Genomic DNA, 25,574 nt, shown 5'->3' on the forward strand with positions numbered 1-25,574 from the left:
ACGCCCCCGGGGTAACAATTGGGGGTTATCGCCAGCGGACAGTCCCCAACCTAGACTCGTAGCACGTTCTTCACTCGACTATTGAGAGTTAAAACATGCGCTTACGAGACCTTGGCATCGCAATCGGTACAGGCACACCTGGGGTGTTCAACGGCATCACGGATGTGCCCGGTGTACGGGTGGGGCATCACACGCTCAATGCTGAAAGCCGCGATGGCTCGATACACACCGGTGTGACCGTCATCGAGCCGCGGCCGATTGCGGCCCATTTGGCTCCGTGTTTTGCCGGCGTTCACGTACTGAACGGCAACGGTGACGCCACCGGCCTTGAATGGATTCGCGAAGCGGGTTTGCTGACCACGCCGATTGCCTACACCAATACTCACAGCGTCGGTGTGGTTCGCGATGCGCTGGTGGCCGCTGAGCGCGACATGGGTAAGCAACACACGTACTGGTGCATGCCGGTGGTGCTGGAAACCTACGACGGCATCCTCAGCGATATCTGGGACCAACACGTCAGCGCCGAACATGTCCAGGCCGCCCTGGCCGATGCCCGTACCGGGCCGGTGCAGGAAGGTTGTGTCGGCGGCGGCACCGGGATGATCTGCCATGAGTTCAAAGGTGGCATTGGCACCTCATCGCGGGTTCTGAGCAGCGAGGAGGGCGGCTGGACCGTCGGTGCATTGGTGCAGGCCAACTATGGTGCGCGCGGTGCATTGCGTGTCGCGGGTTACCCCGTGGGCAGCGTATTGAAAGACATACCTTCGCCCTACGATGGCCCGGTGAATGTTGGCGTGCCCGGCATGGGTTCCATCGTGATCACGATCGCTACCGATGCACCATTGCTGCCTCATCAGTGCACGCGCCTGGCCCAGCGAGCGAGCATCGGATTGGCACGGGTCGGCGGCGGCACGGAAGACGACAGCGGGGATATCTTCATCGCGTTTTCGGTAGGCAACAGCGGCCTGCCAGTTGCCAATCTGGGGCATCCGGGCCCCGCGACGACGCCATTGAAAATGGTCAACAACGACTACATGACGGCCTTGTTCGTGGCCGCAGCGGATGCTGTGGAGGAGGCGATCCTCAACGCGATGTTGGCCGCCGAAGACGTGCAAGGTCGCGGCAGAACAGCCCTGGCACTCAAGCCCGACCAGTTGTTGGCGGCGATGGCGAAAGTCGGTTGGGCACCTCAGCCTTGAAGGCCTAGTCCTGAGCCTGGAGAAACAACAGGAATAGCTCAGACTGGGACTTGATCCCCAGCTTGTTGTACAGGTGCCGGCGGTGCACCTTCACGGTTTCGGCCGAGATCGCCAGCTTGCGCGCGATCTCTTTGTTCGAGCAGCCACTGAGCATCAATTGGGCAACCTCTGCTTCGCGGACCGACAGTGCGGAGCTGATTTGCGGCGTGGGTGACTGCAGACGCTCCTGCCAGTCCGGGGCCGGTTCCGGTGTGCTCTTGAGTTCCTGTTCAAACACGCAACGCTGGCGCATCAAACCGGCCACCCACGGCTGGATCAGCCTCAATAATGCGATTTGCTCCTGGCTGAAGCGGCAGTGGCTACCCAGTGACAGGCTCAGGGTCCGCTCAAGGTCCAGTTGCACGTTTATATGAATCTCGTCAGCCACTACGTTCAGGCGAAAGTAGCGTTGGTAGTAATCGGTCTGCTCGAAACATTCCGGGGCGACATCATCCAGTTGGAACAGCCCACTTTTCGGCGATTCCCGATTGGCCAGGTAAAAGGGATCGAGCAGGTAGAGCCCTTTGAGATAGTCCTGGAACAGCGAATCACTGCTGCCATCTTCATCCTGGGATTCAGCGAGAACCTGAGGCCTCCCGTCGCTGAAGATCAGCACCACCCAGGTGTCCATCGGCACGTATCTGCCGAGCAAACGCGCCATTGATCGCCAGAAGTGCGGGCGGTCCAGGGTCTCGATCAACCGGCCGACCGAGTCATGCCAGGCCACATCCTGCAACGTCAGATTCATCTCACTACCCATTCGGGGGTACCCCATCGAAGTGATTTTTTGCCACGTAGGTACAGCCCATAATCGTTTCAGGCCTGCATACACACGGTGTCAGTACTGCCTCAACTATACGCAAGGATCAGCCATGAACATTGAACTCATGCAGTTAGCCGGTCGCGATGGCGATACCGCCTATAACCTCAGGCGCGCCTTGGAAGCCATCGCCCACTGCGACGCGGACACCGATCTGTTGGTGTTTCCTGAAACCCATTTGATGGGCTTCGTCGCCGGTGTTCAGCTGGCAACGGTTGCAGAAACCCTCGAAGGCCCGACGCTGCAAGCCGTGCAACAGGCAGTACGCGAACGGGGTGTTTCGGTGGTCATCGGCCTGGTCGAGAATGATGCGGGCGTGTTCTACAACACGTCGGTACTGATTACGCCTGATGGACTCTCATTGGGTTACCGCAAGACGCACCTGTGGCCCTCGGAGCGGGGCGACATCACGCCCGGTGACCGCTTCGGCACGGTGCTATTCAAAGGTGTGCGTATCGGCATTCTGATTTGCTACGACATCGAACTGCCGGAAACCGCACGCGCACTCGCCCAACTGGGCGCCGAGCTGATCATTATCACCAACGGCAACATGGACCCTTACGGCCCGGTGCATCGCACCGCGATCATGGCCCGAGCCCAGGAAAACCAAGTGTTCAGCGTGATGGTCAATCGCGTGGGGCAGGGCGATGACGGCCTGGTGTTTGCTGGCGGCAGCGCTGTGGTCGACCCGTTCGGCCGTGTGCTATTCGAGGCCGGGCGCGAGGAAACACGGCAGGTGATCAGCCTTGACCTGACCCAAGTCCAAGCCGCCCGCGCGGATTATCACTACCTCAACGACCGCCGCCTGACGCTCCCCGGTGAAACCGTGGAACACGCCGACGGGCGCCGTGAATGGCTGATTCGCTGATCTCGTTTTACCCCCCTCATAACAATAATCGGGAGTTCTCATGATCGTCATTCGATGCATGCAATGGAGTCTGGCTGCGGTCTTCAGCAGCCTGGTGCTTTGCGCTCAAGCCGCAGAACCGAAAGTCAATATCTACAACTGGTACGACTTTATTGCCCCGGACACGCTGAAGAACTTCCAGGCGCAGACCGGCACCCAGGCCGCCTATGACGTGTTCGATAACAGCGAGGTCATGCAGAGCAAACTCATGGCCGGGCGCAGTGGCTATGACGTGGTGGTGGCCACCGGCGACCTGCTGCCAAACCTGATCAAGGCCGGTGTGCTCAAGGAACTGGATCGCGCGCAACTGAGCAATCTGTCTCACCTGGATCCGGATATTCTGGCGAAGGTGCAAACCAACGACCCGGGTAATCGCTACGCCGTACCTTACCTGTGGGGCACCACGGGAATTGGCTATGACGTCGACAAAGTCCGGGCGATCCTGGGCAGCGATGCACCGGTCAACTCCTGGGATTTGATTTTCAAGGAAGAAAACCTCTCCAAACTGGGCGAGTGCGGCGTGGCCATGCTGGATGCGCCAGGCGAGATCATCCCCATCGCCTTGCATTACCTGGGCTTGCCCTATAACAGCCAGAATCCTGATGACTATTTAAAAGCTCAGGCGTTATTGCTGAAGCTGCGCCCGCATATTCGCTACTTCGATTCTTCACGGTTTATTACGGACTTGGCCAACGGCAATATCTGCGCCGTAGTGGGATGGGCCGGCGGCGTAATGGACGCCAGGAAAGCTGCTGACGCCGCCGGCAATGGCAGGAACATTCAGTACAGCATCCCCAAGGAAGGCGCGCCGGTCTGGGTCGAAAGCCTGGTGCTGCTCAGCGATGCACCGAACCCTCAGCAAGGGCTTGCATTCATCGACTATATGCTGCGCCCGGAAGTGATTGCGCAGTCCTCCAATTATCTCAGTTACGCCAACGCCAACAAGGATGCCCGGAGCCTGGTTGATGAAAAGGTCAGGGACAATCCCGGTGTCTATCCTTCGAAAGCGGTGCTGGATACGCTGTTTCCTTTGGAGCCGTTGCCACTGAAGATGGAGCGGGTGCGTACGCGGATCTGGAGTAAAGTCAAAAGTGGTACTTGAGGCGACGGCAAGGTGAAGTGAAGTGGGTATGCAGGGACACGGCGGTTGAAGAAAAACCTGGGAGCATCTGGCCCAGGTTTTGTACGCGGCGTACTTGTGGCTATGACACATCATTTAACATAATATACATTATGCGTAATCATATGATTCATTATCAGGGGCAGTGCCAACCAGATTTCAGCCAGCGCACCACGCTCCTCATCGGCCAAACCCAACCCATCTCGATTTGGCCGATGACCCTGAATCACACCTGAGCGAAACCACCATCCACAAACATCTCGCTGCCTGTCATGAAGCTGCTTTCATCCGACGCCAGGAACAATGCCGCATTCGCCACTTCATCTGGCAAACCCATACGACCCAACGGCACACGTGTCACCATCGAATCGACAATCGCATCCTTCTGGCCGGTTCCCGAAAGCGCTCGGTCCAAACCCGGTGTCGTCGTTGGCCCAGGTGAAAGCACGTTGACCCGAATACCCGTGCCTTGCAGATCCAGCGCCCAGCTTCTGGCAAAGTTTCGCAGTGCACCTTTCGAGGCGCTGTACACGCTGAACGCTGCGGTGCCCATCGAAGCGGTCGTCGAACCTGTCAGCACAATCGAGCCGCCGGCGCTCATCAATGGCAACGCGTTTTGAACGGTAAACAGCGTGCCTTTCACGTTCACGCCAAATGTGCGATCAAATGATTCCTCGGTGATCGATCCGATGGGTTCCAGATCTCCCAGGCCGGCATTGGCAAACAACACATCAATGTGGCCTTTGTCTGTTTTGATCTGCGCGAATACCCGCTCCAGATCCTGCAGATTTGAAATGTCGCCCTGGATTGCAACGGCGTCATGCCCGATCAGGACCAACGCTTTGTCCAGTTCCTCCTGGCGACGTCCGACGATAACGACCTGCGCACCTTCGGCCGCAAAACGTATAGCGCTGGCCAAGCCAATCCCGCTGTTGCCACCGGTGACGACTGCGATTTTTCCGTTGAGCCTGTTCATGAGTGTTTCCCAGAAATGTTGAGGCTCAAGCGTAGATCTGCGCTATTGTTTTGAATAGTATGCACCTTTTGGTAAGTACCCAGCCTGAGGGCACACACATGTCGAATAGCACCTTTAATTGCGGGCTCGACGCCGCCCTGGCGGTGATTGGCGGGAAATGGAAACCTTTGGTCCTGTTCCACCTGGCCCATGAAGTTCACCGTTATGGCGAACTGCGGCGTGCAGTTGGCGGCGTGACGGATAAGGTGCTGATCCAGCAGTTGAAGGAGCTGGAGCGCGATGAAATCATCAATCGCATCGACTTCAAGGAAATCCCGCCGAAGGTCGAATACTCCCTGACCCCATTCGGGCGTTCCCTGGCCAAGGCCTTGGGGCCTCTTTGCCAATGGGGCACCGAGCATATGCTGGCGGTTGAACGCATCAGCGAACGCCGAACAGGCGCCCTCGCCCAGCCTTGAGCTCACGAAATACTTAACTCGACTAAATGGATATTTAGTTGAGTTAAATCAATAGGTTACGCGCTCGCCTCCTGATCAGGGGTCATCGGCGACACCCAGCCCCTCATAACTATGTAGTGAGTCTGTAAACACCGGCTTGTATGCACCGAGGGTGATCACTAAGCTGGCCGCTCTTTTTTACCGCCGTACGGAATCACCATGTCTCGAAGTATCGCCCACCTCGCCCTGCTGCTGGGCTTGATCACCGCCGTCGGCCCGTTTGCCATCGACATCTACCTGCCGGCTTTGCCAACGCTGGGTGCAAGCCTGCATGCCTCGCCCGCTGCGGTGCAGATGAGCCTGACGGTGTTCTTCATGATCATCGGTGTGTGCCAGCTGTTCTACGGCCCGATCAGCGATGTGTTCGGGCGCAAACCGCCGATCTATGCCGGCCTGGTGATTTTTATCGTGGGCAGCATTGGTTGCGCCCTCGCCCCCTCCATCGAAGCGCTGATCGGCTTCCGGGCGTTGCAGGCCTTTGGCGCCTGCGCCGGGATGGTGATTCCCCGGGCAATTGTCCGTGACTTGTACACCGGCCATGAAGCCGCACGCTTGATGGCGTTGTTGATGCTGGTGGTGAGTATTTCACCGATCCTCGCGCCACTGGCGGGCAGCCTGATCATCGCGGTGTGGAGCTGGCGCGAAGTGTTTCTGGTGCTGGGTGTGGCCGCAGTGCTGTGCCTGATCATGACCGCCGTGCAACTGCCGGAAACCCACCCCGCCGAACGCCGCCTCGGCAAGACCCTGGGCAATGCGTTCGGCAGCTACGGCGCGTTGCTGCGTGATCCGGTGTTTACCGGGTTGTCGGTGGTGGGCGGTTTTGGCCTGGCGACGTTTTTCGTGTTCATCGGCAGCGCGCCGTTCGTGTACATCGAGTACTACGGGCTCACGCCGACGCAATTCAGCCTGTGCTTTGCCCTCAACGCAGCGTCGTTTTTTGCCCTTAGCCAACTGACGGCGCGCTTGAGTGCCCGTTTCGGTTTGGCCCCTCTGATTCGTTGGTCGGTGGCCGGCGTGGCGACCGTCATGACCTTGCTCGCCCTTACCACACTGTGGGGCAACAGCCTGCCATTGATGATGGCGCTGCTGTTTATCGGCTTTGGTTTCCTCGGCCTGCTATTGCCGGCGGCCGGCGTGTTGTCCCTGGAAGATCACGGCGCCGTCGCCGGTTCTGCATCGGCATTGTTGGGCGCAATCCAGATGATCACCGCGGCCGTGGCCATGTCCCTGGCCGGCCTGTTCGCCGACCACACACCGGCGCCGATGTTGATCGGCATCGCACTCAGCGCTGTGGCGGCGATGCTCACCGTGTGGTGGACGCTGCGGCGCCTGCCGGCGCACCTGCAGCCCCAGCAATGAACATAAGCCCCTGCGCACATCGATTTGGCTGATGTCTGCTATTGGCCCGCAGGCGTTCATCCCCCCGGCAGGCGCTTTGTAGAATGAGCCCCACAGTCAAGCCACCACCTTCGTGGTGCCGGAGGTTCTCATGCGTTATCTGCTTATTGCCGTGCTGGGCCTGTTCAGCACACTGGCCATCGCCCAGGGCGAAATACCGGTGTCCACTGTGAGTGCCAGCGCACCCACCAGCGAGGCGTACGACTACTCTCAGGACCTGGATATCGCCAAGGTGGTGCGGGTCAGTACCGAATCATCCACCGAGTGCGGTCCGGTCAAGGGCCACATGGTCTACATCGACAGCCACGGCGTGCGCCATGAGTTGGACTACACGCGCCTGGGCGATGCCTGCCAGCACGGTTGATCACAAACCATTCGTCGGGCCTTGCGGGAATCGATTACAACTATTGCCGCGCGCAAAATTACTAATCCATAGAACCCGTTGTGATCTATGGAGATTGAGATGACTGACTACCCACGCCCACCTTTCGCCAGCCAGGCCCAATCCGTTCCCGGTTCGCAGAAGAAGATGGACCCCTACCCTGACTGCGGTGAAAAGAGCTACACCGGCTCCGGCCGCCTGGCCAACAAGATCGCCCTGATCACCGGCGCCGACAGCGGCATCGGCCGCGCCGTGGCGATTGCCTTTGCCCGTGAAGGTGCCGACGTAGCCATCGCCTACCTGGATGAACACGAGGACGCGAGGGAAACCGCCCGTTGGGTGGAAGAAGCCGGCCGCCAGTGCCTGCTGTTGCCGGGAGACCTCGCGCAAAAGGCCACCTGCCAGGCCATTGTCGACCAGACCGTTGAGCAGTTCGGGCGTATCGATGTGCTGGTGAATAACGCAGCGTTTCAGATGACCCACGAGACCCTGGAAGAGATTCCCGACGAAGAATGGGTCAAGACCTTCGATATCAACATCACCGCGATGTTTCGCATCTGCAAGGCGGCCCTGCCCCATATGAAGGCCGGCGGGTCGATCATCAATACCAGTTCGGTGAACTCCGATATGCCCAAGCCCACGTTGCTGGCGTATGCCGCCACCAAGGGCGCGATTGCCAACTTTACCGGCGGCCTGGCGCAACTCTTGGGCAGCAAGGGCATCCGGGTGAACAGCGTGGCCCCGGGGCCGATCTGGACGCCGTTGATTGTCTCGACCATGCCCGATGAGGACGTGAACAGCTTTGGCAGCGAGACGCCACTGGGCCGCCCGGGGCAGCCGGTGGAGGTGGCACCGATCTATGTGCTGCTGGCGTCGGATGAGGCGAGTTACATCTCCGGATCACGCTATGCCGTGACCGGTGGCAAACCGATTCTCTAAGGCAGGACGCCAATCCAATGTGGGAGCGGGCTTGCTCGCGAAAGCGGAGTGTCAGGCACTACATGTATGACTGATCCCCTGCCTTCGCTAGCAAGCCCGCTTCCACATTTGGTACTCGGTTAACCTGGAGATCGTGTCGGATCAGCTTTGCGCGGGTACGTGCGCTCCTCCTGAATCCGCCCGTCCATGCTGTGAATCCTCAGCGACGCCGTTTTGTCGCTGAGAAACTCCTTCGCCAACTCAACGATCGCCTCTTTGGTTTCCGCCGTTTTCGACGGCCGCGCCGAGCCCTGCTTGGTCAGTGCCCAACCCGTGCCGGTCTTGTTGATGTTGTAGGTATCCATGGTCTGCTCCCTTGACTGAATGAACACGGCACGCGGCAAAACCCGCGCCCTACTTATTGCGAGCGCGGGTGCCGGGCAGAGTTCAAGGCAGTTGGCGGATCAGGTTACAGGCGGGCCTTCAGTCATTACGATGTGGATCAATAACCGCTCGCCGCCGTCATCACGCCGCCCACAATCGCAATCCCCGAACTGCTGCCCAGACGTGTTGCCCCGGCATTGATCATCTTGATCGCCGTCTCATAATCGCGCACGCCCCCGGACGCCTTGACCCCAACCCCGGCACCCACGGTTTTGCGCATCAGTGCCACGTCTTCGACCGTTGCGCCGCTGCGGCTGAACCCCGTGGACGTCTTGACGAACGCCACGCCCAGATCCCGGCAGATCTCGCACGCCTGGACTTTCTGTTCGTCGTCGAGCAGGCAGGTTTCCAGGATCACTTTCAACGGCACGGCGCCGCAGGCCTTGTGGACCAGTGCAATGTCATCGCGCACCGCGTCCAGCAGCCCTTCCTTCAACCAACCGATATTGAGCACCATATCGATCTCCCCTGCCCCGGCGGCAATGGCCCGTTGGGCTTCAAATGCCTTGGTGTCACTCAGGCCGGCACCCAGCGGGAAGCCCACCACCGCGCAGATCACCACGCTATCGTCGGTCAGACACGACGCCGCGTAAGGGACCTGGCCTGAATTCACGCACACCGAATAAAAGCCATGTTCCTGGGCTTCTCCACACAAGGTGCGGATCTGCTCACGGGAGGCATCGGGAGCCAGCAAGGTGTGATCGATATACTTCGCCAATGCTGCAGGTTGAAGAGTGTTCATTTAACGAGTCCTTGCCTGTATGTTGCCAATGTTCGTGTACCGCTTGTCACAGCGCTCACATAAAATACGTTACAATACTCACACTTAATGTTACTCATTTAACACAAACAATCAAGCCCTGGAATACCCGTGGACAGTAGAAAAGCCGAGCGACTCAAGCTTATCCAACAAGCCTTGCAGGACCAGAACGCCATTCACCTGAGGGAAATGGCCGCGCTGCTGGACGTGTCCGAGATGACCCTGCGCCGGGACCTGAGCCACTTCACCGATCACTTGCGCCTGCTCGGTGGCCATATCACCCGGGTCGCCAGTGAGGCCAGCGAGTACCGGGTTGCCGACCAGGACACCCGCCACGTCGAGGAAAAGCGCCGCATCGGCAAACTCGCCGCCCGGTTGATACAACCCGGTGACACGGTATTTTTCGACTGCGGCACTACCTCGCCCTTTGTCATTGATTTCATCCCGGAGGAGCTGGAGTTCACCGCGGTGTGCAGCTCGTTGAACGTGCTGCTCAGGCTGCAGAACAAGCCCAACTGCCACATCGTGTTATGCGGCGGCACCTTTCACCGCAAGAACCAGGTGTTTGAAAGCAGTGCCGAAAGCAGCATTCTCGACAGCGTGCGCCTGACGTGGGCCTTCGTGACCGCCGCGGGCGTCAGCCAGGAGTTCGGTGTGACCTGCTTCAACTTCAATGAAGTCGAGGTCAAGCAAAAGGTCCTGCGCCAGGCCCAGCAACGGGTGCTGCTCGCCGACTTCAGCAAGTTCGACACGGTGCGTACCGCACACTTCGCGACCCTGGGGGACTTTCAGTACGTGGTCAGCGACAAGAAAATCCCCCGCGCCTACAAGGACGCCATTCAGGCCAGCGGCGCGCAATTACTGGTTTAACCCAGCAACCGCTGCCGCTCCTGCGCATTCAAGTAGCCGGTGGTCACGCTGAACGAAGCGCTGGCCCCGGCTGCCAGCTGACGCACGTGCCCTTTGGCTTTCTCGGCGTTATAGCCTTCGGGCTCGCAGGTTGACGGGAGCACGAAGGCCGCCACTTGCTGATCCGGCGTGTGCAGAATCCAGCGTGCAGCGTGCTCGAACTGTTCGGGACGGTAACGGGTGTAGAACGCCGCGCCATCGCGATGCTCCAGCAGAAAGTGCGCGTGGCCCGTGGCGTCGGTACCCACGTCGTCGAAGAAAAATACAATCTCAGGGTCGTACAACGCCGGCTGATCGAGGCAGGCCAACTGCGCTGGATGCTCGGCCAGTTGCGCCATGTAGGCGCTCCAGTCGGGTGTTGGCTTGACGTGGTCCGGCACGCTGGTACGCAGGCGCAGGCGCTGCATGCCCAGCGGCTCCACGAACCGGCCGCCGGGCACATAGGCGTAGTTCATGTGGGCCATGTACATCAGGTCCATGGGCTTGCTGGCCAGGTTGGTCACGTCCATGTCGATGTCGAACACGGCCGAATCGGCGCGCAGTGTCACGCTGGGGCACGCCCGGTAACGATCACCGAACCCCTTGGCGTATTGGTACGAGCCGCCCAGGCGCACAAAGCCCTCGCCTATTTCCAGCCACGCCGTGTCCATGGGCGCGCAGGGCATTTCACCGTGCAACGCATGGCTATCATCCGGCGCCGGGCAACCGTTGCGCAGCAGGCCGCTGTGGAACATGAAGCAGCCGTAGGTATCGATGATTGTTGGGCTGGGACGGGGCTGTTCAAACAGGTTGCTCATGGTCAGGTCGCGACCGTCGAACAGTGCCGACCAGATCATCTGCCCCTGATAAGGCAGAACCACCAGTCGCCCACGACTGTTCTCCAGGCTCACCGCCAGCACGCCGGACGGGTACGTCCAGGCGCTGACCTTGAAATCCCCGGACTGCAACAGGATCTTTTCCTGCTCGCCAAACACCGCGCGATACAGCGGCATATGCGTATTCATGAGGCCACCGCTGCTGCCGAGCCCAACGGGACGGTGTCTGACTCGCGCAGGCATTTGACCGCATAGATCACGATCACGATAAAGCACAGCAACGGCACGCTGTAGGCCAACTGCATGTTGCCCCCGCTGGCGTCGGACAACAGGCCCTGGAAGATCGGAATCACCCCGCCGCCGACAATACTCATCACCAGCAAGGAACCGCCGACGCCGGTGTCCTCGCCCAGGCCATCGATGGTCAAGCCGTAGATGGTCGGCCAGCATGGACCGAGGAAAATGCTCACGCCCACCGCTGCGTACACCGCCGAGATGTTCGGCACCAGAATGGTGTAGGCCAGCAGCACGATGCACAGCACGCCGTACATCGCCAGGACCTTGGCCGGGTGCAGTCGGCGCATCAGCAAATTGGCGATCATCTTGCCGACAAAGTAGGCGGCAAACGTGGTGAGCAGAAACCATGAAGCACTGCGTTCATTCATGCCGCCCATTTGCATGGCCAGGCGGATGGTGAAGCTCCACACGCCCACCTGCGCGCCCACATACAGAAACTGCGCGAGTACGCCAAAGGTAAAGCGCGGGTTACGCCATAGCCGCCCCAGGCTTTGACGCAGGCTCCCGGGCTTGCTGTCGGCCGGCTTATTGCCCTTGCAGGCCGGAAACCTGGTAATGGCGATCAGGATAAACATCAGCACCAGCACCGCGATCATCCACTTGTAGGGCAACAAGGTGGACTGAATCATCTGCAACTGTTGCACCGCCGCCTCGGAGACGCTCATCTGCTGCAGTTGTTGGGTGGTGGCGTCGGTGTCCTTGAACATCACGAAGCTGCCCACATAAACCCCGGCCATGGCGCCGAACGGGTGAAAGGTCTGGGAGATGTTCAAGCGCCGGGTCCCGGTTTCCCGTGGGCCCATCAGCGTCGAGTAGGTGTTGCACGCTGTCTCCAGGAACGACAGGCCGGCGGCAATCACGAACAGCGCCAGCAAAAACATCCCGTACTTGGCCGTGGACGCGGCCGGGAAAAACAACAGGCAGCCGAACATGTACAGCAGCAGGCCGATCAGGATCGTGGTCTTGTAGCTGAACCGACGAACCACCATCGCCGCCGGAATCGCAACAAAGAAGTAGCCAAGGTAAAACGCCGACTGCACGAAGGCGGTCTGGAAATCACTGAGCAAAAACGCCTTCTTGAAGTGGGCGATCAGCACGTCATTCATGCTCGCCGCAGCCGCCCACAAGGCAAAGATGCTGCACAGCAGGATAAAGGCGAACCAGGGCGTGCGGTTCAGGTAGAAACCATCGGGTGTCTGTTGCAGCGCAGGTTTGTTCATTATTGCTCTCCGGGCTGGGTAGAGGGTGTTAGCGCTGTTGCTGGAAGCGGGCGAATGCTTCGCTGTCGGGATAAGAGGTCTGGGTGCCCAGCGCCGTCACCGAGCACGCCGAATACGCCACCGCCTGCTCCATGGCATGACGGATATGGCCGTCGCGGCTCCAGTGCTGAACGAAGCAACCGATAAAGGCGTCACCGGCGCCGGTGGTGTCACGGGCGTCGACCCGCTGACCCGGCACCTCGAATTCGCCCTCCTCGCCCACGTACAAAGCACCGTGTTCACCGAGGGTGACGATCACGTGGCGAATGCCGCTGGCGACGAGGCTGCGTGCAGCGATGCGGGCCGAGTCCGGCGAATCCACGACGTGGCCGGTAATCAACGCCAGTTCCGATTCGTTGGGGATCAGGAAATCCAGCTGCGCCAAGTGCTCAGCGCTCAACCCGGCCAACGCCGGCGCCGGGTTGAGCAGCACGGCGATGCCGTGGCGGTGAGCGAATTCGATGGCGTAGTAAACCGTCGGCAGATTGATCTCCAGTTGCAGCACGATCAACGTGCACTCACGCAGGTCGGCGGCCGCCGCGTCGATATCCGCCGGCAGCAAATGCGCATTGGCACCCTTGACGATCAAAATGCTGTTGTGGGAGTCGGCCCGCACGAAAATCGGCGCCACGCCGCTGGACACGCCGGGCACCCGCTGTACGTAACGGGTGTCGATACCAAAACGCTGGAAGTTGGCCAGTGTGTTGTCGGCAAACATGTCGTCGCCGACTTTGCTGAGCATCAACACATCTGCCCCAAGCTTGGCTGCCGCCACCGCCTGGTTGGCCCCTTTGCCGCCGCAACCCAGGGCAAAGCCCGGCGCTTCCAGGGTTTCGCCCTGGACCGGCATGCGGTCGATATAGGTAATCAAATCCACCATATTGCTGCCGATGACTGCGATCTTGCCCATTGCTATTCCACCTTGTTACGGCACGACCAGGCAGGTCGTGGCGCTCTTGTTTTGTTATTTAAATAACATTAGGTGTGAATATTCAATCTTTTTTTGCAATGGTCGATCAATGAACCCTGCGCAGTGGGCAATGCAGTTCAGTCAGGGATGTGAGGCGGCGACACGTTTGCGTGGCACGCCCCTTCTCCACAAAGGTCTGTGCAGCGTCGCCTGGGCTACAGGCTGAAGCGATCCACGGACTGCGATAACCTGCCGGCCAAGCCGGCAAGCTCGTCGGTGGTTGAGGCGGTTTCACCAATGATGCGACTGTTGTTTTCCGACATTCCCGCAATCATCTCCACCTGGTGAGAAATCTCGTTGCTGGCCAGGCTCTGTTCACCGATGGTGCGTGAGATGTCATTCACCAACTCGGTCGTCTTCAGGGTGGCCTGCAGGATGTCGCGGATCGCTCGCTCCACCTCTGCAGTGACCGCCATGCCTTTATCCACCTGGGTGACGCCCTCCTCCATGCTCGTCACCGCTTCCCGGGTGCTCTGCTGGATTCGCCCGACCATGCTGGCAATTTCCTGGGTCGAGGCACTGGTACGGCCCGCCAGGCTGCGCACTTCATCGGCGACCACCGCAAAACCACGCCCCTGTTCGCCGGCGCGAGCGGCCTCAATCGCGGCGTTCAGGGCCAACAGGTTGGTCTGGTCAGCGATCCCCTTGATCACCTGGATAATGCTGTAGATCGCCTCGGACTCCTTGTCCAGTGTGCGAATCACCTGAGCCGATTGCTGCGCTGAGCGGGCAATGCCATCCATGTCTTTCACCACTTGGTGGATCACTTGACCACCGTCCTTGGCCAGGGCTTCAGCCTGGTTGGCCATATCCAGGGCGCGCCCGGCGTGCCGGGTGATTTCCTCAATACTGGCAGTCATTTCACTGGCCGCTGCCGCCATGGTGCTGGCCGCCGTGCTTTGCTGCTGACTGCTGCCAGCGACTTCATGGCAGCCGTGGCTCAAGCGTTCACTCATGCTATTGACGCCATGGGCGTTGCTGCGCACCACTTCGATCATTGCGCGTAAATCTCGCTGCATGGTGGCGAGGCTGCGAATCAATGAACTGGCTTCGTCCTTGCGACGGGGTTCCACGATCGGCTCGCTCAAGTTGCCACGGGCGATACTTGCCGCGATACGGCTGGCGGTATGCAGCGGCCCCATGATGCTCAGCATGACCCAGCGCCCCTGAGCCAAAAGCAGCAGCAGGGCTGCAACCAGCACCGCAATCAGGGTGAGATTGGCGGTACTGATGGTCTGCCGCGTACTCACACCAGCCTGTTCGGTATTGTTCTCGATCAGCTCGCTCAAGGTTGCCATTTGATCTTCCAAACGACTGAACGCGGCGTTGAAGCTGTCCAGTTCCTTACGAGCGGCGTCGGGGTTGTCCAACGCCAGGGCGACGATGCGTTCGCCGGCGCTTATATAGGTGTCCAGGCTGGGTTTGATTTTTTCCAGACTGGCTCTGAGCGTGTCGTCCAGCGGCAGCTTGAGGTTGTCCCCCAGTACCTGCCGGAAGTGCTCGGCATGTTCCTTGAGCGAACTGGTCACTTCGGCCTTGGTGCTGGTGCTTTTGTCCAGACCCACCAGCATGGCCGACAACACGTCGGCACGCAGTGCATCGTGCATCATGTCGGCCTCCATATGGTTGCGCAGCACCGTCATGCTCATTTCATTGTTCTGTACAGCCTCGGCCATTCGCGTATTTCCCAGATAACCGGCAAGGCTCATGACCAAAGCGGTGAGCAACCCGGTGGCAATCAACAGCATCAAGCGTAATTTAATCGTCATGCCTGCATCCCCTGAACCGCCGGCTGGGGCCCCAACCGTTCGAGCGTCACTAGTAGCGTTATCGGCACGGTTTGCGGGTTAATGAGCCCGAGTTGGCACCGAATTAAGCCAGCTGCAGGAGCGCCTACAAGTCGAAGCGATCCACCGCCCGCCGCCGTTCATTGTCGTCACGCACGTCATAGTTGGCGGTGGTCTGGATATTGGTGTGGTGCGCCAGCTTCTGGGCAATGGACAGGTCGTACTCTTCAATCACCCGGGTGATGAACGAGCGCCGGAAATCATGGGGCATGATCTTCACGCCGACTTGCTCGCCGCGCTGGCGGGCGATGTAGTAAATCGCGTGTTTGGTGATGCGCTCGCGGGTGATATGGCTGCCCCGGCGAATGCGGTTGAACAGGAACCTGTCGTCCTGCTCACCGGGTTTCAACTGGCTGCGACGGAACTCAAGCCACGCCTCCAGCTTGGCAAAGGCCCAGGCCGGCGCGTACTTGATCAGTTGTTTGTTGCCCTTGCCGGTGACCTGCAGGCTGCGCTCGTCAAAGTTGACCTGGCCCAGTTCGATATTCACCGACTCCGACTTGCGCATGCCCGAGCCATACAGGATCCCGATCACCGCGGCGTCCCGCAGGCCCTGGGGGCGCGGGTCGGCGGCGCAGACCTCCATCAACTCACGAATCAAGGTGCGCCGCAGGTTGCGACCCTGGCTCAGCCGGGTGCCGGCCATGGCCTTGACCGAGCGCATCTTCAACAGGTGATCCTGACTGATCAGGCTCATGCGCCAGGCTTCGTTCATCACCCCGCGCACGGCGTTGACGTACAGCGAGGAGGTGTTCGGCGCATAACCGTCTTCCCGCAGCGCCGCCACCAGGGCCATGACGTGTTCGGGTTGCAACAGGTGCCAGTCGATGTCTTCGAGGTTGATGTCTTCAAAGCCCAGGCGGTCGGCGGCGTCTTGCAGCACGTAGCGCATGGTCAGCTGGCTGGAGGGTGCCAGGCGGGTGAGGTAGAGGGTCAGCGGGTTGCGGATAGACTCAGTCAAGGTAAATCAGCCTTTGGATTAAATATGTCGACTAACCATCTGTTTAATCGACATATTTAGTGAATTGGCGAGCGCCGAGTCTAGCGCAGGTCAATCCATGGGGCTATTCCTGATCGTCTTCCGCCGGGGCTGGTGTCTGCTGCTGGCTCCAGTTGGTGTCCTGCTTCTGCATCAAGGCAAACCAGTGCTGGCGCATGAACTCCAGGTACGGTTTGGGCGCCTTGGCAAAGTCCTCCTCGTCGCCATAACAGCCGGGCAGCGGCAGCTCGGTGCCCTGCTCCTTGTACTGGCTGACCAGCGCTTGCTGGGCGGCGATGCTGCAATCCTTGGGCAACGGCATACCTTGCAAGGCGCCAGCGTCTTCATCCCACCAGCTCGCGCCATAGCGGTCGATGCCGCGCAAGCGGTACTTCTGCGACTTGCCGATGTGCATGATCAGCTTGAAATCATTGGGGCTGACATCGCTGGTGCAGGTACGGCTGTAACCCACCGTCACCTGGCTGATGCCGTCACCCAGCAGGTCGGTGACCCGGGTGGCGTCGGTGTTGTAGTGCGCCCCGGCGTCGAACTCGCAATGCTGCACGTCGTCGTAGAGCATCCACAGGCGCTTGGGCCGGTCACCGTCGAGCAGGTACTGGGCCGCATAGACAAAGGCTGACTGTGCGCCATCGTCATCGCGTTCGCTGACTTGCTCAGCGAGCACCAACAGGTTCTTGCCCTGTTTATCACTCCAGGTGAAGGCGCCGACCTGTTTACCCCGCACTTCTACGCCATCGGGCACCTGGTCGATGGCCGTCAGTGCCACGCCGTCATCGGCCCGCACACTCGTGGCCCAGGCCACCGTCATCAACAACACCATCAACATTGGCCGCAAACGCTGCACGCTATTCATCCGACTGCCCTGGCAAGAGATGGCTTACTTTACCGGCACTTGCACGGCATTGCAGAGAAGATTGTTCAGGAATGACCCCGTGCGCGGGAAAAGACCATTGCCCCGCCACGCACCGCGAACACGGCGTTGTGCGCATTGATGTTGTTTACCTGAACCCTAGCTGTCTACCTGCCAAAAAAACGACTTTTTCATCTGCGTTTCATATTCGTTGAACATTTTTGCGCTTAATCTTGGCGGCACGACTTGAGAACAAACCGTAACTTGCAGCTTAACTCGTTGATTACGCTTTACCTTTAGGCGTTTTGGTCTTTACTCACGTAAGCCATGGAAGACCCACCGTCACCTGTCAGGACTCACGAATGAATGCCATGAATCCACGTTATTTTTAATCAGGCGCCTGCTTCTCCAGGCTGTTGATGACTGCTGTCTTTACGCTTCAAGTTGCTCTAACCCCCGAGGTAATGAATCTTTGAAACCCTACCCAATTCATTGCGTGTCGATCGTTATCCCGGTCTACAACGAACAAGAAAGCCTGCCTGAACTGCTGCGCCGCACCATGGCCGCCTGCAAGCAACTGGCCTACGAATACGAAATCGTCCTGGTGGACGACGGCAGCCGCGACAACTCCGCGCAATTGCTGGAAGACGCCGCCGCCCTCGAAGGCAGCAATGTGGTGGCGGTGATCCTCAACCGCAACTACGGCCAGCACGCCGCGATCATGGCCGGCTTCGAGCATTGCCGGGGCGACGTCGTAATCACCCTGGACGCCGACCTGCAAAACCCGCCGGAAGAAATCCCGCGTTTGGTCGAACAGGCCGCCCTGGGCTACGACGTGGTTGCCACCGTGCGCAACAACCGCCAGGACTCAGCCTTCCGCCGCTGGCCGTCGCGCCTGATCAACCTCGCCGTGCAACGCTCCACAGGCGTGGCCATGAGCGACTACGGCTGCATGCTGCGCGCTTACCGCCGCACCATCGTCGACGCGATGCTCGCCTGCCGCGAGCGCAGCACCTTCATCCCGATCCTGGCCAACAGCTTTGCGCGCCACACCACGGAAATCCTGGTGCACCACGCCGAGCGTGAGCACGGCGAGTCCAAGTACAGCCCGATGCGCCTGATCAGCCTGATGTTCGACCTGCTGACCTGCATGACCACCACACCCTTGCGCCTGTTGAGCATCGTCGGTTTCAGCCTGGCGGCCCTCGGCATGCTGTTTGCGGTCGCATTGATCGTGATGCGGCTGGCCTTCGGTGCCGGCTGGGCCGGTGACGGCATGTTCGTGCTGTTCGCCGTGCTGTTCGTGTTCACCGGTGGCCAGTTCATCGGCATGGGCCTCTTGGGTGAATACCTGGGCCGCATGTACAGCGATGTGCGGGCCCGCCCACGGTTCTTTATTGAAAAAGTGCTGCGCAACCAACCGGCAGCGCCGGCCGAGACCTTCACGGTCGATGGCCTGACCTCCTCCCACACTTCTACTTCTACTTCTCCTTCCGATCAGGTTTCGTCATGAATTCAAAAGCTGTTGTCTTCGCTTACCACGATATTGGCTGTGCAGGCATCGAAGCCCTGCTCAGTGCGGGTTACGAAATTGCTGCCGTGTTCACCCATGCCGATGATCCCAAGGAAAACAATTTCTACGGTTCCGTCGCGCAACTGTGCGCCCGCAACGGCATCCCGGTGCACGCCCCGGAAGACGCCAACCACCCACTGTGGATCGAGCGCATCGCCAAGCTGAACCCGGACTACATCTTCTCGTTCTACTACCGCAACCTGCTGAGCGAAGCCCTGCTGGCCACCGCCAAGAAAGGCGCGTTCAACCTGCACGGCTCCCTGCTGCCGCAATACCGTGGCCGCGCACCGGCCAACTGGGTGCTGGTCAACGGCGAAACCGAAACCGGCGTGACCCTGCACCGCATGGTCAAGCGTGCCGATGCCGGCGCGATCCTGGCCCAGCAGAAAGTCGTGATCGACCGCACCGACACTGGCCTGACCCTGCACGCCAAACTGCGTGACGCCGCCACCAACCTGCTGCGCGACGCCCTGCCGCAACTGGCTCAAGGCAAGCTGACTGAAACCGCCCAGGACGAAAGCAAAGCCACCTACTTCGGTCGTCGCACCGCCGCTGACGGCAAGCTGGACTGGAAAAAACCGGCTGAAGAGCTGTTCAACCTGGTTCGCGCCGTTACCCAACCGTACCCGGGCGCCTTCTGCGCCGTGGGCGAGCACAAGCTGATCGTCTGGAGCGCTGAAGTCGTCAAAGGCAACGAAGGCCTGGCACCCGGCCGTGTGATCAGCGTCAACCCGCTGCGCATCGCCTGCGGTGAAGACTCCCTGGTGGTCAAGTTCGGCCAGCGCAACGAAAACGGCCTGTACCTGGCCGGCCCGTCCCTGGCGGATGAACTGGGCCTGGTGGACGGTTCCGTACTGCGCGGCGCCGAGTCCGGCCGCAAGCCACGCCGCACCCGCGTGCTGATCCTGGGCGTGAACGGTTTCATCGGTAACCACCTGTCCGAGCGCCTGCTGCGTGACGACCGCTACGAAATCTACGGCCTGGACATCGGCTCCGACGCCATCGAGCGCCTGCGCAGCCACCCGAATTTCCACTACGTGGAAGGCGACATCAGCATTCACTCCGAGTGGATCGAGTACCACATCAAGAAGTGCGACGTGGTCCTGCCGCTGGTGGCCATCGCCACTCCGATCGAATACACCCGCAACCCGTTGCGCGTCTTTGAACTGGACTTCGAAGAGAACCTGAAACTGGTTCGCTACTGCGTGAAGTACAACAAGCGCGTGATCTTCCCGTCGACGTCCGAAGTGTATGGCATGTGCCAGGACCAGTACTTCGACGAAGACACCTCCAACCTGGTGGTGGGCCCGGTCAACAAGCAGCGCTGGATCTACTCGGTCTCCAAGCAACTGCTGGACCGCGTGATCTGGGCCTACGGCGACAAAGGCCTGAAGTTCACCCTGTTCCGTCCATTCAACTGGATGGGCCCGCGCCTCGACCGCCTGGACTCGGCCCGTATCGGCAGCTCCCGCGCCATCACCCAGTTGATCCTGAACCTGGTGGAAGGCACGCCGATCCGTCTGTTCGACGGTGGCGAGCAGAAGCGTTGCTTCACTGACATCGCCGACGGCATCGAAGCCCTGGCCCGCATCATCGATAACGACAACGATAACTGCAACGGTCAGATCATCAACATCGGCAACCCGGAAAACGAAGCCAGCATCCGCCAGTTGGGCGAAGAACTGCTGCGTCAGTTCGAAGCTCACCCGCTGCGCAGCAACTTCCCTCCGTTTGCCGGTTTCCGCGACGTAGAGAGCAAGGCGTTCTACGGCACCGGTTACCAGGACGTGGCTCACCGCAAGCCAAGCATCGAAAACGCCAAGCGCCTGCTGAACTGGGAGCCTACCGTGGAGATGAGCGAAACCATTGGCAACACCCTGGATTTCTTCCTGCGTGAAGCCATGCTCGAAATCGCGGACAAGCGCTGATGCAAGCGGGTCTACGCATCGACGTCGACACCTACCGAGGCACCCGCGAAGGGGTGCCAAGGTTGTTGGAGTCGCTCGACGAAGCCGGGGTCAAGGCGACCTTCTTCTTCAGCGTCGGGCCGGACAACATGGGGCGCCACTTGTGGCGGCTGATCCGCCCGCAATTCCTGTGGAAGATGCTGCGTTCCAACGCGGCCGGTTTGTACGGCTGGGACATTTTGCTGGCCGGCACCGCCTGGCCGGGCAAACCCATCGGTCGCGACCTGGGGCATTTGATGCGCCAGGCCAAGGCTGCCGGGCATGAAGTCGGGCTGCACGCCTGGGACCACCATGGCTGGCAAGCCAACACCGGGCGTTGGAGCGATGCACAGCTGATCGAACAGATCCGCCGTGGCGTCGACACCTTGAACGACATCCTCGGTGAGCCCATCGACTGTTCAGCCGCTGCCGGCTGGCGTGCCGATGAGCGCGTGGTGCAAGCCAAGCAAGCGTTCAACTTCCGTTACAACAGCGATTGCCGTGGTACCAGCCTGTTCCGGCCGACCCTGGCGGATGGCAGTGCCGGCACGCCGCAAATCCCGGTAGACATGCCGACCTTCGACGAAGTCGTGGGCCCGGTGGTGGCCGCCAAGGATTTCAATGCGTACATCCTCGACCGCTTCAAGCCGTCGAAGCTCAACGTCTATACGATCCACGCAGAAGTAGAAGGGATTCTGATGGCCAATGATTTTCGCCAGTTGCTCGCCCAGGCAGGGCAGCGCGGCATTCAATTCAAACCGTTGGGCGACCTGTTGCCCGCCGACCTGAGCACCCTGCCCCAGCAACAACTGGTGCGCGGTGCGCTGAGCGGCCGTGAAGGCTGGCTCGGAGTGCAAAAGGCATGATCCAGCGCTGGGCCCTGCCCCTGCTCCTGCTGGCTTTCGGGGTGTTCTACCTGATCCCGTTGGCCACCCATGGCCTATGGATTCCCGACGAAACCCGCTATGCGCAGATCAGCCAGGAAATGCTGCTGACCGGCAAATGGGCCTCGCCGCACTTCATGGGGATTCGCTACTTCGAGAAGCCGGCGGCCGGCTACTGGATGATCGCGCTGGGCCAGGCGATATTCGGCCAGAACCTGTTCGGCGTGCGTTTTGCCTCGGCCTTGAGCACCGGCTTGAGCATCCTGCTGGTGTACTGCGTGGCCCGGCGGTTGTGGAACGACCCGCGCAAGAGCCTGGTCAGCGCCGTGCTGTACATGAGTTTCGTCAGCGTCGCGTTCCTGGCGGGCTATGCCAACCTCGATCCGCAGTTCACCTTCTGGGTCAACCTGACCGGCGCCGCGCTGTGGTTCTGTTTCGACAGCACCACGAGCCGTGGCCGCTTGTGGTCGTGGGCCTTGCTCGGGTTCGCCTGCGGCATGGGCTTCATGACCAAGGGGTTCCTTGCCTGGTTGTTGCCGGTGTTGATCGCCCTGCCCTACATGCTCTGGCAGAAACGCTTTCGTGAACTGCTCACCTATGGCCTGGTGGCCGTGGCCGTGGCGATTCTCGTGAGCCTGCCCTGGGCCCTGATGGTGCATGCCCAGGAACCGGATTACTGGAACTTCTTCTTCTGGCACGAGCACATCCAGCGCTTTGCCGGCGACGATGCGCAACATGCCGAACCGTTCTGGTACTACCTGCCGCTGCTGGTCGCGTTCAGCCTGCCGTGGATGGCGTTGCTGCCGTCCACCGTGAAACAGGCGTGGCTGGAAAAGCGCAGCACCAAAATCGCCTTCCTGCTGCTGTGGTTGCTGATGCCTTTGGCGTTCTTCAGCCTGGCCAAGGGCAAACTGCCGTCCTACATCATGCCGTGCCTGCTGCCTCTCGCTTTGCTGATGGGGCACACCCTGGCGGACAAACTGGGCCAGGCCCGTGGCCGCGTATTGCGCATCAATGGCTGGCTGAACCTGATTATCGGCGTGCTGGGCCTGCTGGCCCTGACCTGGTTCCAATTGAAGAAGCCGGTGTATGAGCACGGTCAGGAAACCCTGAGCCTGGTGCTGGTGTTCGTATTTCTGTTCGGCTGGATCATTGCCAACCTGCTGCAAGCCGCCCGCCCGTTGCAGATGTGGGCCGCGCCGGTGATTGGCAGTTGGTTGCTGGTGGCCCTGGTGCCGGCCGCGTTGCCGCACTCGGTGGTTTATAACAAGACCCCGGACCAGTTCATCATCGATCACCTCCAGGAGCTGCAGCCGACCACCGCGTTGCTGAGCAATGACCTGGGCGCCGCATCCGCCTTGTCGTGGCGCCTGCAGCGGCCTGAAGTGATGCTCTACAACACCGTTGGCGAAGTGAAATACGGCATCGCCTTCCCGGACACCGCTTACCGCAAGATCGATGCCGCCAGCGTCCAGCAATGGATGAGCGATGCGCGCAAACAAGGTTCGGTGGGCGTGGTGATGCGGGTCAAGGGTGACGACGAACGCCAGGAAGTGGACCTGCTGCCCAAAGACGGCAAGCGTTACGAGCAGGGCAATATCGTGATTCTGATCTTCCCGCAGAGCGCGCCATGACCACTCTGCTGCTGTTGTTAGGTGCCTGCCTGCTGACCTGCATGGGCCAGGTGTCCCAGAAGTTTGCCGTGGAAGGCTGGCGTGACCAGCCGGATGGCTGGGCGTTGAAACTGCGCTCGCCGTGGCTGTGGTCAGCGCTGGTGTGTCTGGGTTTGGGTTTGCTGGTGTGGCTGCTGGTGCTGCAACGCCTGGAAGTCGGCATCGCCTACCCGATGCTCAGCCTCAACTTTGTACTGGTCACCCTGGTGGCGCGCTTTGTGTTCCATGAACACATCGATGGCCGCCACTGGTTCGGTGTGCTGCTGGTGATTGCCGGTGTGGTCCTGCTGGGGCGTCAGGTATGAGTCGCGCTCGCGGTTTTGCCCTGGCCCTGGGCAGCGTTGCGTTGGTCAGCGGTGCCCAGTTGGGCATGCGCTGGAGCATGACGCGCCTGCCGCTGCCCACTGAATGGCTGACAGCACTCAACACCGGCGCCATCGACCTCGGCGCATTGGGCGTGGTGATCCTCGCGATCATTGCCTATGCCCTGTCGATGCTTTGCTGGCTCGGCGCCCTGAAAGATTTACCGCTGGGGCGCGCCTACTCGCTGCTCAGCATCAGCTACGCGTTGGTCTACCTGCTGGCCGCCAGCCTGCCGGTGTTCAACGAACATTTTTCGCTTTCAAAAACTGCGGGGGTGGCCTTGGTCATCCTCGGAGTCCTGACTATCAACTCTCGTCGTGCTAGCACCACAAGTCCCAGGAATGCCCCATGAAAATCAGTGTATTTGGTAGTGGTTACGTCGGTCTGGTGCAGGCCACTGTATTGGCCGAAGTCGGTCACGATGTCATCTGCATGGACGTAGACGAGAACAAGGTCAAGTTGCTGCAACAGGGCCACGTGAGCATTTTCGAGCCAGGCCTGGCGGCGATGGTCAAGGAAAACCTCGAAGGCGGACGCCTGACGTTTACCTATGACGAAAAACTCGCGGTCGAACACGGCGAAGTGCTGTTCATCGCCGTGGGCACGCCTTCGGATGAAGACGGCTCGGCCGACCTGAAATACGTGCTGTCGGTAGGCGATGCGGTAGCCCGCCACCGGATCGACCCGGTGATCCTGGTGGAAAAGTCCACCGTGCCCGTCGGCACCGGCGACACCTTGCGCGCCCACATGGAAAAGGCCCTGCACCTTGCCGGCCGCCATCTGGAGTTCGATATTGTCTCCAACCCGGAATTCCTCAAGGAAGGCTCGGCCGTTGCCGACTGCCGCCGTCCGGACCGCATCGTCATCGGCTGCGAACGCGAAGAAGTGCGCGAGGTGATGCGCGAGCTGTATGCGCCGTTCAACCGCAACCACGACCGCATCATCTTCATGGACCTGCGCAGCGCCGAACTGACCAAGTACGCCGCCAACTGCATGCTGGCCACCAAGATCAGCTTTATCAACCAGATCGCCGAACTGGCCGAACACCTGGGCGCCGACATCGAAGCCGTGCGCCTGGGCATTGGTGCCGACTCGCGTATCGGCTACCACTTTATCTACCCGGGCTGCGGTTACGGCGGTTCGTGCTTTCCCAAAGACATGCGCGCCCTGATCCACAGCGCAAAGGCCGCCAACTGCTCCAGCGATCTGCTGGAAGCCGTGGAAGCCATCAACCAGCGCCAGAAGAGCAAGCTGTTCGAGCGTGCCAACGCGTTCTTCAAGGGCGACCTGCGGGGCAAAACCTTCGCTTTGTGGGGCCTGGCGTTCAAACCCAACACCGACGACATGCGCGACGCCCCCAGCCGGGTGCTGATGGAAGCCTTGTGGGCTGCCGGCGCCAATGTGCGCGCGTTCGACCCGGAAGCCATGCAGGAAACCCAGCGTATCTACGGCGATGACCCGCGCCTGATGCTGATGGGCACCCCGGAATCCACCTTGAGCGGCTCCGACGCCCTGATCATTTGCACCGAATGGCAGCAGTTCAAGGCACCGGACTTCGACCTGATCCAGCAACGCCTGAAAACCCCGGTGATCTTCGACGGTCGCAACCTGTACGACGGCGAGCGCCTGGCGCGCAAAGGCATCCAGTACTTCCCGATGGGCCGCGGCGAATCCTGCCAGTTGCCGATCCCCCAGCAAAACTGGGCACCTCAGGCCGAGGAAGCCTAA

Annotated in this window: 25 protein-coding genes and 1 pseudogene; 15 read left to right on the plus strand and 11 right to left on the minus strand. The window is 60.2% G+C overall.

The annotated features are described in order from the left end of the window. The first annotated feature begins 95 nt into the window (after positions 1 to 95). Complete coding sequence (locus NVB75_RS04015; RefSeq protein WP_258346108.1) at positions 96 to 1,199, plus strand: P1 family peptidase; 1,104 nt, start codon at positions 96 to 98, stop codon at positions 1,197 to 1,199. 4 nt (positions 1,200 to 1,203) lie between these two features. Here the strand turns inward: NVB75_RS04015 and NVB75_RS04020 are convergent, their stop codons facing one another. Then, on the minus strand, positions 1,204 to 1,986 hold the full coding sequence (locus NVB75_RS04020; protein WP_258346110.1) for a helix-turn-helix transcriptional regulator: 783 nt from the start codon (positions 1,984 to 1,986) through the stop codon (positions 1,204 to 1,206). 124 nt (positions 1,987 to 2,110) lie between these two features. Between NVB75_RS04020 and NVB75_RS04025 the strand changes: the two genes are divergently transcribed. Both NVB75_RS04025 and NVB75_RS04030 read left to right on the plus strand, forming a co-directional pair. After that, complete coding sequence (locus NVB75_RS04025; RefSeq protein WP_258346112.1) at positions 2,111 to 2,926, plus strand: carbon-nitrogen hydrolase family protein; 816 nt, start codon at positions 2,111 to 2,113, stop codon at positions 2,924 to 2,926. 40 nt (positions 2,927 to 2,966) lie between these two features. Next, positions 2,967 to 4,067, plus strand: coding sequence for a polyamine ABC transporter substrate-binding protein (locus NVB75_RS04030; RefSeq protein ID WP_258346113.1), 1,101 nt, complete (start codon positions 2,967 to 2,969; stop codon positions 4,065 to 4,067). Positions 4,068 to 4,311: 244 nt separating this feature from the next. On the opposite strand, the gene NVB75_RS04035 is transcribed toward NVB75_RS04030, so the two are convergent. Then, complete coding sequence (locus NVB75_RS04035; protein ID WP_177025387.1) at positions 4,312 to 5,061, minus strand: SDR family NAD(P)-dependent oxidoreductase; 750 nt, start codon at positions 5,059 to 5,061, stop codon at positions 4,312 to 4,314. A gap of 98 nt (positions 5,062 to 5,159) precedes the next feature. Between NVB75_RS04035 and NVB75_RS04040 the strand changes: the two genes are divergently transcribed. From NVB75_RS04040 to NVB75_RS04055, 4 genes are all read left to right on the plus strand, one after another. Continuing rightward, positions 5,160 to 5,519: a helix-turn-helix domain-containing protein gene (locus NVB75_RS04040; RefSeq protein WP_258346114.1), complete on the plus strand. Its 360-nt coding sequence runs from the start codon at positions 5,160 to 5,162 to the stop codon at positions 5,517 to 5,519. Positions 5,520 to 5,717: 198 nt separating this feature from the next. Beyond that, positions 5,718 to 6,917, plus strand: a complete 1,200-nt coding sequence (locus NVB75_RS04045; RefSeq protein WP_258346115.1) for a multidrug effflux MFS transporter — start codon at positions 5,718 to 5,720, stop codon at positions 6,915 to 6,917. A gap of 130 nt (positions 6,918 to 7,047) precedes the next feature. Then, positions 7,048 to 7,320 (plus strand): DUF2790 domain-containing protein, encoded by a 273-nt coding sequence (locus NVB75_RS04050; protein WP_258346116.1) that lies wholly within the window; start codon positions 7,048 to 7,050, stop codon positions 7,318 to 7,320. 99 nt (positions 7,321 to 7,419) lie between these two features. Further along, positions 7,420 to 8,277: an SDR family oxidoreductase gene (locus tag NVB75_RS04055; protein ID WP_258346117.1), complete on the plus strand. Its 858-nt coding sequence runs from the start codon at positions 7,420 to 7,422 to the stop codon at positions 8,275 to 8,277. Between the two features lie 119 nt (positions 8,278 to 8,396). On the opposite strand, the gene NVB75_RS04060 is transcribed toward NVB75_RS04055, so the two are convergent. Beyond that, a complete protein-coding gene (locus NVB75_RS04060; protein ID WP_003217639.1) occupies positions 8,397 to 8,621 on the minus strand; it encodes a DUF2188 domain-containing protein in 225 nt (74 codons plus the stop codon). Positions 8,622 to 8,758: 137 nt separating this feature from the next. Next, positions 8,759 to 9,442, minus strand: coding sequence for a deoxyribose-phosphate aldolase (deoC, locus tag NVB75_RS04065; RefSeq protein WP_258346118.1), 684 nt, complete (start codon positions 9,440 to 9,442; stop codon positions 8,759 to 8,761). A gap of 129 nt (positions 9,443 to 9,571) precedes the next feature. Between deoC and deoR the strand changes: the two genes are divergently transcribed. Beyond that, positions 9,572 to 10,330 carry a DNA-binding transcriptional repressor DeoR gene (gene deoR / locus NVB75_RS04070; RefSeq protein WP_258346119.1) on the plus strand — a complete coding sequence of 253 codons (759 nt, stop codon included), beginning with the start codon at positions 9,572 to 9,574 and terminating at the stop codon, positions 10,328 to 10,330. Here the strand turns inward: deoR and NVB75_RS04075 are convergent. From NVB75_RS04075 to NVB75_RS04100, 7 genes and pseudogenes are all read right to left on the minus strand, one after another. Continuing rightward, complete coding sequence (locus tag NVB75_RS04075; protein WP_258346121.1) at positions 10,327 to 11,373, minus strand: aldose 1-epimerase family protein; 1,047 nt, start codon at positions 11,371 to 11,373, stop codon at positions 10,327 to 10,329. The genes deoR and NVB75_RS04075 overlap by 4 nt on opposite strands. Next, positions 11,370 to 12,701, minus strand: coding sequence for an L-fucose:H+ symporter permease (gene fucP / locus NVB75_RS04080; protein WP_258346122.1), 1,332 nt, complete (start codon positions 12,699 to 12,701; stop codon positions 11,370 to 11,372). The genes NVB75_RS04075 and fucP overlap by 4 nt, the downstream gene beginning before the upstream one ends. Before the next feature lie 28 nt (positions 12,702 to 12,729). Beyond that, positions 12,730 to 13,650 carry a ribokinase gene (rbsK, locus tag NVB75_RS04085; protein WP_258346123.1) on the minus strand — a complete coding sequence of 307 codons (921 nt, stop codon included), beginning with the start codon at positions 13,648 to 13,650 and terminating at the stop codon, positions 12,730 to 12,732. A 215-nt stretch (positions 13,651 to 13,865) separates the two neighbouring features. Further along, the gene (locus tag NVB75_RS33280) at positions 13,866 to 14,729 is read right to left on the minus strand and encodes a methyl-accepting chemotaxis protein (RefSeq protein ID WP_375378934.1); all 864 of its coding nucleotides are present in this window, start codon (positions 14,727 to 14,729) and stop codon (positions 13,866 to 13,868) included. Next, positions 14,724 to 15,479, minus strand: a pseudogene (locus tag NVB75_RS33285) (MCP four helix bundle domain-containing protein); the annotation flags it as partial. The pseudogene NVB75_RS33285 and the gene NVB75_RS33280, both read right to left, overlap by 6 nt. A 124-nt stretch (positions 15,480 to 15,603) precedes the next feature. Then, positions 15,604 to 16,518 carry a tyrosine recombinase XerC gene (xerC, locus tag NVB75_RS04095; protein ID WP_258346125.1) on the minus strand — a complete coding sequence of 305 codons (915 nt, stop codon included), beginning with the start codon at positions 16,516 to 16,518 and terminating at the stop codon, positions 15,604 to 15,606. A 103-nt stretch (positions 16,519 to 16,621) separates the two neighbouring features. Next, positions 16,622 to 17,410 (minus strand): M949_RS01915 family surface polysaccharide biosynthesis protein, encoded by a 789-nt coding sequence (locus NVB75_RS04100; protein WP_258346126.1) that lies wholly within the window; start codon positions 17,408 to 17,410, stop codon positions 16,622 to 16,624. A 469-nt stretch (positions 17,411 to 17,879) separates the two neighbouring features. Here NVB75_RS04100 and arnC point away from each other — a divergent pair, with 469 nt between their 5' ends. From arnC to NVB75_RS04135, 7 genes are read left to right on the plus strand one after another with little or no spacing between them, the layout of a single operon-like run. Further along, the gene (gene arnC, locus NVB75_RS04105) at positions 17,880 to 18,920 is read left to right on the plus strand and encodes an undecaprenyl-phosphate 4-deoxy-4-formamido-L-arabinose transferase (protein WP_258346127.1); all 1,041 of its coding nucleotides are present in this window, start codon (positions 17,880 to 17,882) and stop codon (positions 18,918 to 18,920) included. Next, positions 18,917 to 20,908, plus strand: a complete 1,992-nt coding sequence (gene arnA / locus NVB75_RS04110; RefSeq protein WP_258346128.1) for a bifunctional UDP-4-amino-4-deoxy-L-arabinose formyltransferase/UDP-glucuronic acid oxidase ArnA — start codon at positions 18,917 to 18,919, stop codon at positions 20,906 to 20,908. Before arnC ends, arnA begins: the two co-directional genes overlap by 4 nt. Beyond that, positions 20,908 to 21,792, plus strand: coding sequence for a 4-deoxy-4-formamido-L-arabinose-phosphoundecaprenol deformylase (arnD, locus tag NVB75_RS04115; protein WP_258346129.1), 885 nt, complete (start codon positions 20,908 to 20,910; stop codon positions 21,790 to 21,792). The genes arnA and arnD overlap by 1 nt, the downstream gene beginning before the upstream one ends. Beyond that, positions 21,789 to 23,444 carry a lipid IV(A) 4-amino-4-deoxy-L-arabinosyltransferase gene (arnT, locus tag NVB75_RS04120; RefSeq protein WP_258346130.1) on the plus strand — a complete coding sequence of 552 codons (1,656 nt, stop codon included), beginning with the start codon at positions 21,789 to 21,791 and terminating at the stop codon, positions 23,442 to 23,444. The genes arnD and arnT overlap by 4 nt, the downstream gene beginning before the upstream one ends. Next, positions 23,441 to 23,788 (plus strand): 4-amino-4-deoxy-L-arabinose-phosphoundecaprenol flippase subunit ArnE, encoded by a 348-nt coding sequence (gene arnE, locus NVB75_RS04125; protein WP_003217625.1) that lies wholly within the window; start codon positions 23,441 to 23,443, stop codon positions 23,786 to 23,788. Before arnT ends, arnE begins: the two co-directional genes overlap by 4 nt. Continuing rightward, on the plus strand, positions 23,785 to 24,198 hold the full coding sequence (gene arnF, locus NVB75_RS04130; RefSeq protein WP_177021107.1) for a 4-amino-4-deoxy-L-arabinose-phosphoundecaprenol flippase subunit ArnF: 414 nt from the start codon (positions 23,785 to 23,787) through the stop codon (positions 24,196 to 24,198). The genes arnE and arnF overlap by 4 nt, the downstream gene beginning before the upstream one ends. Further along, positions 24,195 to 25,574: a UDP-glucose/GDP-mannose dehydrogenase family protein gene (locus tag NVB75_RS04135; protein WP_258346131.1), complete on the plus strand. Its 1,380-nt coding sequence runs from the start codon at positions 24,195 to 24,197 to the stop codon at positions 25,572 to 25,574. The genes arnF and NVB75_RS04135 overlap by 4 nt, the downstream gene beginning before the upstream one ends.

This window comes from Pseudomonas sp. CBS, from assembly GCF_024734645.1.
Classification (GTDB): Bacteria; Pseudomonadota; Gammaproteobacteria; order Pseudomonadales; family Pseudomonadaceae; genus Aquipseudomonas.